Annotated in this window: 5 protein-coding genes; 3 read left to right on the top strand and 2 right to left on the bottom strand. The window is 70.2% G+C overall.

All coding sequences use genetic code 11. The annotated features are described in order from the left end of the window. Positions 1-742: 742 nt before the first annotated feature. From BT364_RS38515 to BT364_RS38525, 3 genes are read left to right on the top strand one after another with little or no spacing between them, the layout of a single operon-like run. Positions 743-2,041 (top strand): AAA family ATPase, encoded by a 1,299-nt coding sequence (locus BT364_RS38515; RefSeq protein WP_072489772.1) that lies wholly within the window; start codon positions 743-745, stop codon positions 2,039-2,041. A 60-nt stretch (positions 2,042-2,101) separates the two neighbouring features. Continuing rightward, the gene (locus BT364_RS38520) at positions 2,102-3,955 is read left to right on the top strand and encodes a Mu transposase C-terminal domain-containing protein (RefSeq protein WP_072489773.1); all 1,854 of its coding nucleotides are present in this window, start codon (positions 2,102-2,104) and stop codon (positions 3,953-3,955) included. Further along, on the top strand, positions 3,952-4,716 hold the full coding sequence (locus tag BT364_RS38525) for an AAA family ATPase (protein WP_072489774.1): 765 nt from the start codon (positions 3,952-3,954) through the stop codon (positions 4,714-4,716). Before BT364_RS38520 ends, BT364_RS38525 begins: the two co-directional genes overlap by 4 nt. A gap of 15 nt (positions 4,717-4,731) precedes the next feature. On the opposite strand, the gene BT364_RS38530 is transcribed toward BT364_RS38525, so the two are convergent. After that, positions 4,732-7,269 carry a DEAD/DEAH box helicase gene (locus BT364_RS38530; protein ID WP_072489775.1) on the bottom strand — a complete coding sequence of 846 codons (2,538 nt, stop codon included), beginning with the start codon at positions 7,267-7,269 and terminating at the stop codon, positions 4,732-4,734. 35 nt (positions 7,270-7,304) lie between these two features. Next, a complete protein-coding gene (locus BT364_RS38535) occupies positions 7,305-7,712 on the bottom strand; it encodes a hypothetical protein (RefSeq protein WP_072489776.1) in 408 nt (135 codons plus the stop codon). Positions 7,713-8,368: the final 656 nt, after the last annotated feature.

Raw genomic sequence — 8,368 nt, forward strand, 5'->3', positions numbered from 1 at the left:
CGGAACAAATCGAAGACAAAACCTGGGACAAGCTGAAAGCGAAACTAGTGAAAGATGTTCCCGGCGAGTTCTACATTCACGCTCCGGGAAAAGAAGAACGAAAAAAATGCACCGACTGAACCTCGGCCGCGCCTCGGCCAAGTCTGGACCCGCTTGGATACCCGCCATGGGGGTGACGCGGCTCGCCGCGCTGCGCCAGGCCGTCGCCGACCGCATCGCCTGACAGGCCACAGCCGCCAAGCAGCACCTCCTGCAGCCCGAACTGCCGGAATGGAGAGGGCGAGGGCGGGGCGGGCGGGAGCGCCTCGGGGATCGATGGCCGGCCGGTCCCCTTGCGCGCGTCGGCGGGGCCGCGCGAGGGCCGGGATGCGGCGGCCCCGAACGTCGATGGCAGGTGTCGGGACGTCGCCCTGATCACCTGTCATTCGTGTGATTGGTCGGGGTGGTGTCAGCGGGTTGGGTGTCAGCCGTTGAGTTCCGGTGGTCAGGCGGTCTGAGCTGTTTCTTTGGGGGCTGATGACTGGGGTTCGTGGCTGTCATCGGGTGAGGAACTGGCTGTCACGCGTTGCGTAGTGCGTGTAGCACAGCTGGTGGGTGGCTGACGTGGGGATGCCTGTTCCTGTGCACAGTGTCCGGGCGTGGGGGTGTGCTGGTGGGTATGACTGCTCAACCCTCATCACCCGCTACCGCCACCCCGATCCCGGGGGAGAGGACGGGGCTGTCGTCTGCCGTTTCCCGGGCGATGTCGCTGTCCTCGCCTTCCCGGGACCGGGCGCTGGCCCGGCAGGCGATCGTGCGGCGTCTGCTCTCGCTGGACGAGACCGGGACGCTGCAGACGGTGCATGTCCGTATCGCTGCCGAGACGACGGGAGTGCATGTCCGTACGGTATGGCGCTGGCTCGCGGCCGCGAAGGAGTCCGGCCGGGTAGAACCCGTTCCGCGGCGTGGGGTGTTCGCTCTTGATGACGTGTTGTGGACCCGGCTCGGGGAGCTGGGCGGGAACGTGAAGGCCTTGTACCGGTGGATGGGCGAGCACGCCGATGATGTGCTTGCTGGTCTGGGACGGGACAGGCTCCCGTCGTTGACGACCCTGCATGACGCCGTGCACCGGGCACAGCGTGCGGGCCGGGTGCTGGAGGTTTCCCGGCCCTCGTACGCACGCCTGGATCCGCAGGGGTACGACCGGGCGCTGGCCGAGCTGGCGTTGCCGGGCACCATCGACGAGGCCGGCCAGGCGGCCGTCGAACCCGCACTGCAGGACGACCCCGACAGCTCCGATGCGGCAGGCACCTCGCCGTTCACCGACGGCGTGCGCTTATACGTGCCGGGCGCGCATGTCGTGTCGACCAAGCAACTCGGCGCGGTCACCGAGGCGATCGCGCACACCATCGCCGCGCGCGGGGTCGTGTGCGTGTACGGGGACCCGGGCCAGGGGAAGACGGTCGCGGTCCATCAAGCGCTGCGCCTGCTGCCGCGCCGTATCCCGGTGCACCATGCGCGGGTGGCGGTGAAACCGGCGCTGCCGCAACTGCGGGCCGCGCTGCTCACCGCGTTCGGCTTGCCCGCCACCGCCTTGACGAACCGGACGGACGCGGCTGACCGTGCGCTGCTCGAGGCGTTCCAGGCCCCGGGTGTGCTGGTCATCGACGATGTCCAGCGCATCGCCGCTCCCGAGCTGGACTACCTGCGTCTGCTCGCCGACGCCCCCACCACCCAGACATCACTCGTGCTCTGCGGTGCTGGCGCCGAGCGCACCCTTGCACGCGCTCCCGCTCTGGCCTCACGGGTACTGACCTGGCAGCAGGTGCCACGCCTCGAAACCGCGCAGGTCCCGGGCGTGCTCCACTTGTTCCACCCCTTGTGGGACACCGCGACCGACGCCGACCTGCTGCATACGGACGAGACACGCGCACAGGGCAACTTCCGTACCTGGGCGAAGATCACCTCCCACGCGTACGCCGCCCTGGACCGCCACCCCGAGCACACGGTCGATGCCGCCCTCCTGGCCCAGGCCTGCGCCCGCCTTGGCCCGCGCCCCTGACCCACACCCCCCTGCCCGCCTCCACGCCGGGCAGCCCCCGCACGCGCGGGAAGGACCACGATGAACACCACGCCCTCCCACACCACCCCCACCCCGGCGTCCGCGCCCGACGAGGCCGGGCCCGCCCTGGACGCGGTGTCGCTGACCGCCCTGCGCGCCCCAGCCGTACGGCACCTGCTCGCGCTGCGCGCCGAGCACCGGCTCACCCGCGCCCACGTGCACACCACCGCGCAGTGCCTCAACGTCTCGGACCGCACCGTGTGGCGGTGGCTGGCCGAGGCCACCACCACACCCGCCACCACCGCCGCTCCTGGCGCCCGCCGTTCCGGCCGTTTCGAGATCACCTCCGAGCTGCGGGTGCTGCTGGCGTACTGGCACGGCAACGCCTCCGCGGTCCACCGCGAGCTCCTCGCCCGCGCCCGCCAAGCCCCCGCTCCAGCCATCTCACCCTCGCCACCGGCAGACACCGACACAGACACAGACGCCGACGCCTCCGCCGACGCCTCCGCCGACGCCTCCGCCTCTGGCCCGGCCGCGCCATCACCCCGCCCACCCCGCAGCGCACTCCCGGGCGGCGCCCCGCTCGCGGCTGTTCCGCTGCTGGACCCGGTCCCGTCGTTGGCGACGTTCCTGCGCGCCGTGCGCCGGGACCTGACCGCGGGGGAGAGGGCCGGCTACCGCCACGGCCACCAGGCCGCCCGCGCCCACGACGTGTTCGCCACACGCCCGCGGATGTGGCGCAACGAGGTGTGGGAGGCCGACCACGTCCAGGCCCCGCTCCGCGTGGACGCCGACGGCACTCTCGTCCACCCCTTCGTCACGTGGTTCATCGACTGCGCGACCAAGGCCATCACCGGCCTTGCCGTCACCCCCGGCACTCCGACCCGCGCCTCGGTCCTGGCCGCGCTGCGCTCCGCGATCGTGCCCACCGCCCCCTACGGCCCCTTCGGCGGGCTCCCCGCCCACGTGCGCTTCGACCGCGGCCGCGACTTCCTCTCCCGCACCGTCACCGCTGCCCTGACCACCCTGGACTCGGACATCACCGTCCTGCCGCCCTACAGCCCGCACCTCAAGGGCAGCATCGAGAACCTCAACCACTGCGCCACCACGATGCTGTTCGCCGCCCTGCCCGGCTACACCCCCACACCCCGCAAACCCCCCAAACAACCCCCGCGCAAGCGTCCCGACCCACCCCCCGCCGGGCCGCCCATGACGTTCCAGGCCTTCACCACAGAACTCCTGTCCTGGGCGACCTGGTGGAACACCGAACACCACCCCGAGAGCCTGCACGGGGCCACCCCCCTGCAAGCCTGGCAGACCGACCCCACCCCGCTGCGAGAGATTCCTGCCGCGGACCTGTGGTCCTTCACCCTCGAAGACGACGCACGCACCCGCACCCTCACCAGCCACGGCCTCAGGTTCCGCAACCGCTCCTACCTCGCCGACTGGATGACCGGGCAGGCCGGCCGCAAGGTCACCGTGCGCTTCATGCCCCACCACACCCACGAGATCGAAGTCTGCGATCCCCACGGCCACCACCTCGGCACCGCCCACCTCGCCGACCAGGCCACCGACGAACAACTCACCGCTCTACGCCACGCACGCAACACACGCGCCCGACGCCTGCGCGCCGACGCGAAGGCCGCCGAACGACTCCGCCACGAACGCTTCGCCCCAGCCACCACCCCCACCCCCGCGCTGCGCCTGAACACGATCACCGCCACCGAAGCCACCCGGGAGCTATCCCGCTACGAGGAAGCCGACCTCACAGCGCTGGCGCTGCCCGATCTGATCCCGCCCGCACCACCATCCGCCGACTGGGCCACCCCCGACAGCCTCAAAGCCCGCGCCCGACCCCCCACCCCCAACCTCGCATCCGCCCCCGAACACCACGACCAGGAGACCACCCCATGACCCGCCTGCCACCCGCACCCACCGACCAGTACACCGCCCTGCCCGACGCCCGCCTGGTCACCACCCGAGCCCTGCTCACCGCCCGGGAGAACCTCACCGACACCATCAACGCCCGCGCCATGATGTGCATCCACGGCGGCGCCGGCTTCGGCAAAACCGTCGCCGTCACCAGCTGCCTACGCGAACTCCAAACCAGCGAAGACATCCGCCGCATCACCTTCCACGCCCGCACCACCACCCGCGCCGTACGCCACGAACTGCACACAGCCCTCGAACTGCCAGGACAGCCCCCGCGCTACGCCACCGAGTTCGACCACCTCCTCAAGGCAACGCTCGCCGCCCACCCGCGTACCCTCGTCCTGGACGAGGCGCAGTGGCTCTCCAGCGACCAGCTGGAGTACATCCGCTACCTCTGGGACGACCCCTACACCCAGCTCGCCGTCATCTTCGTCGGCGGCGAAGGCTGCCACGCCACCCTCCGCAAAGAACCGATGCTGTCCTCCCGCATCTTCATCTGGCAGCGCTTCACCCGCCTCACCACCGACGAAGTCCTCGAGACCATCCCGCTCTACCACCCGATCTGGGCCGACGCCGACCCCGAGGACATCACCTACGCCGACAGCCGCGCCGCCCACGGCAACTTCCGCAACTGGGCCCGCCTCACCGCCCACACCCTCACCGCCCTGAACCGCACAGGCCGCCCCCGTGTCGACCAAGAAGTCCTCCGCTGGGCCTTCAGCCGCCTCGGATCAGGCACATAACCCCCCCACTCGCCTCTACCAGCGCATCCCGAGCTGATCGAGGTCTGTCCGGCGTTGTTCGGGGAGTTTCGCGGCGCGTTTGCGGACGTTGTCGAGCCAGGTGCCGAGCTTGACCACCACCGGGCCGCCAGCGCCGCCCTGACGGCCCGCCAGCGCGTCCTCCGTCTCCAGCTGCTCGACGTGCTTGCGGGGCACTCGGAGGTGTCCTTCACGGGCGTGGAACTGCCGCGCTGCTGCCAGGTTCGAGGCCCACTTCGCATCCTGTGTCCGTTTCACCGGCCGTTCGTCTTCCTCGGCCGGTGTGACCTTGAGGGTGTTCTCCAGGATCCACTGCTGCACAGGCAGAAGCTGGTCCCACCCCAACCGCTGCGCCGTGACCCAGCGTCCGAGGTCCTCGCCCTGGACGACGTCTCCCGCAGCCTCCGGGAGTGTTCCGCCGGCCTGGACGTGGTTCTGGACCAGGCGCAGGCAGCGCTGCCACCCGGTGTCCCAGGCAGGGCACCACCCCGGATCGATCGCGTCCAGCTCATCCCGTCGCGCCTGGCTCATCGCCCCGGCTGACGACGGCACGGGACGGCCTGCCGCGCGCAGCTCCTCGTTCTCCTGTGCCTTGCGGGCCGCCGCGCGGGCGTTCTTGGCCCAGACCCCGATCGGGTAGTCGTCCCACACCGCACCGGTCGGGGGCAGGAAATGGCCGTGAGCGGCGGTGTAGAGCCGGGCGGCGGCCACCCCGTCCGCCCAGGCCGCATCCCGCTCGGCCCAGACCATCCCCAGGGCCTCCAGCTTCACGAGGCGCTCCGCCTCCAGGGTTCCGTCGGTGTAGTAGCGCCGCTGGTCGGCGATCCACCGCCCCAGCGGGTACCCGCCCGCTCCGCCCCAGTTGTCCGTGTCCGGTGTGACGTACGCGTACGGCACCCGCAGCGACGTGTTCCCGGTCTCGCGCAGCCACTTCGTGGCGGCCTCGATCCCGCGCCGCCAGTACGCCCCTTCCGGGTCGATGACCCGCAGCCGCACGAACTGGGCGAGCACGGCCGGGTCGCGTTCCTCGCTGAACCGCAGTACCCCGGCCGCCCCCTCACCCACCCGCGCCCGCACCGGGGCGCCGTCCTCCAGGATGTCCTCGCCGCCCTGATCAGGGTTGTCGGTGTTCTTCCGGCCGCTGCGGGGGCGTGGGTCGGTCAGCGCCTCGATGATGTCCGTGTCATGCGCCCGCAGGGCCCCGAGGACCTTCGCGAGGGTGGTGTAGGCGTGTGAGGTCAGCATTTCATCAGCGTTCTCACCCGGCCCGAGGAATACCGGCACGACCAAAGTCGCGAGTTTCCCCCGCCCGGGCCGGGTACGCAGGGCACGCCCGACCATTTGCACGATGTCGACCATCGACCCCCGGGCATCCGAGAAAAGCACAGCGTCACACTCCGCCGTATCCACGCCTTCCCCGAGTACTTTCACGGAGCTGAGAACTCGCAATGCAGCGCGTTTATCAGACGTTCCGTCAAGAAAAAGGGAAGCGAATTCGGTCAGTGTCCGGCGGCGGTGGGCGGGGGAGTGGTCCCCGTAGAGCCAGTCCGCCCACACCCGGTCCGCGCCCGGGTACGTGCCGGGGTCGTCCTCGGCCAGGGCGGCCGCCACGGCCGGCACCCCGGCCGCCATCGCCTCCGCGTCCTCCACCCGGGAATGGAACGACAGCACACGCCCGAAACGCTCCTTGGCCGCGGCGTGCATCAGCCCGGTCTGGACCGCCGCCAGCCGGGCCCCACGCGCCGCCTGCGACCCGGCCCCCTCCTCCAAGAGCGCGGTATGCAGCCCCGGATCACGAATGTCCAGACACACCACCTGATACGGCGCAACAATCCCCCGCCGCACAGCCTCACTGAGCGACAGCGCGTACGCGACAGGCCCGAATACAGGGCTGTCGGGGTCCATGCTCGCGACCAGCCGCGGAGCCCCGCCGTCCCGGGCCTCCCACACCCGCGGCGTCGCCGTCATATACAGCCGACGCACCGCCGGAATCCGCCCCTGATCATGCACCGCCGCCCACGGCTTACCCGCATCCCCACTCGTCCGGTGCGCCTCATCGACCACCACCAGGTCCCACTCCGCAAGGCCGGCCTCGTGAGCCCGCTGAAGCACCTTCCTGCCCACCGAGGCGTACGTCGCGACCACGGTCACCACGTCCAGGCTCCCGACCCACTCCACCAGTTCACCGGCATCGGTGGTGCAGGGAATCCCGTCCGACTCCTCAGAGGGCAGCCTGCACACCCCGACCATCGCCCCACCCCGACCCGCCCGCCGCCACGCCCCGGCCATCTGCGTCAGCAGGTCCAGCGTCGGGACCAGGACCAGCACACGCTTCGCGGCGAGCCGGTTCGCGACCTCCGCCCCGATCCGCGTCTTCCCGGACCCGGTGGCGGCGATGACCTGGGTCCGCAGCCCCCCAGAAGGCACGCCGCCGGCCGGGACCGACAGACACCGCAGCGCCGCATCCACGGCCTCGATCTGGTGGGGGTCCAGGCCGCCGTCCGAAGCGGACTCGGGCTGATTCACCTGCGCCATACCGTTGTTATCTTTCAGATTCAGGGCCTGGATTCTCAGACAGCCATGTGCGGAGTGCAGGCCGCGCCAAGGTCGTTCCAGATCGCCGCACCTGCCTTGTGCCAGCCGCCGGGCTCTCCGCCCTTGAAGGGCGGCACGTCGGCCGGGTCGTAGTGTCCGGCCTCGCGCGTGCAGACGACGTAGTCACCGTCGCTGTCCACCGTCCGCGCGGTGCACAGACCGCCGGCCTCACCCAGCGCCTCCAGCGCCCGACGCCACTGCATGGAGTTCGGGCGGGTGCGCGGCAGCACGGTCTCCCGCACATACGCCTCCAGCCGCACCAGGGCGGCCTGGTCGCGCTCCCCAGCGGACAGCCCCTCCCGGGCCACCTCCACGACCCGGCACAGGCCCTGACCCCCGTACAGGCCGCCCGGCCGCTCGTTCCTCTGGCGGACCTTCAGCACAGCCTCCTCCACCGACCGCGCATAGACGTAATTCGTCAGCGTGACCGCCCCCTGATGGGCATCATCGGTGCGCTGCGCCCACGACCCGGTAACGGTTCATTTCGTCACCCATTGATTCCTCCTTGATCTCCGGCGAACACCTGGTGCGATGTCAGCCCAGCAAATATCCGCCTCCAGAATGACGCGCCCTCAGAAGGGTTTCATGCCGGATTCAGCAGATCGATTTCGAAGTGTTTCCAACGGCCCTTTCCGGCTGCTCTCAAAGGAAGCGCCATACGGGGGATGTGATGTACTGTCAAAACAGAACCTATCCTGTCAGGGTGAGTGACGCACACAAAGTTCGGAAGTGGTTCGACAGTGACCGGATCCGGTCGGATCCGGTCGGATCCGACCGGATGTCACCCCCGCCATGAGAGGGGAGTAGTGACTGCCCGTCACTTTCGACAGGCCAGCGCCTAGCCAGCAGCCCGCGTAGCGGGCCGACTACCAGGCGCGGAGCGGCTGGTAGTGATCTGCCGTGGCGGATCGTCACGGTTGGCGCGGAGCGCCGACCGTGACCCTGTGCCACGGAGTGGCACAGCAACCCGAGTTGCGAAGCAACTCGGGAGAGTGCCGCGTAGCGGCACCGCGTCGTGTCTGCGGAGCAGACCGCGCGC

The organism is Streptomyces atratus (assembly GCF_900119365.1).
Lineage (GTDB): Bacteria > Actinomycetota > Actinomycetes > Streptomycetales > Streptomycetaceae > Streptomyces > Streptomyces atratus_B.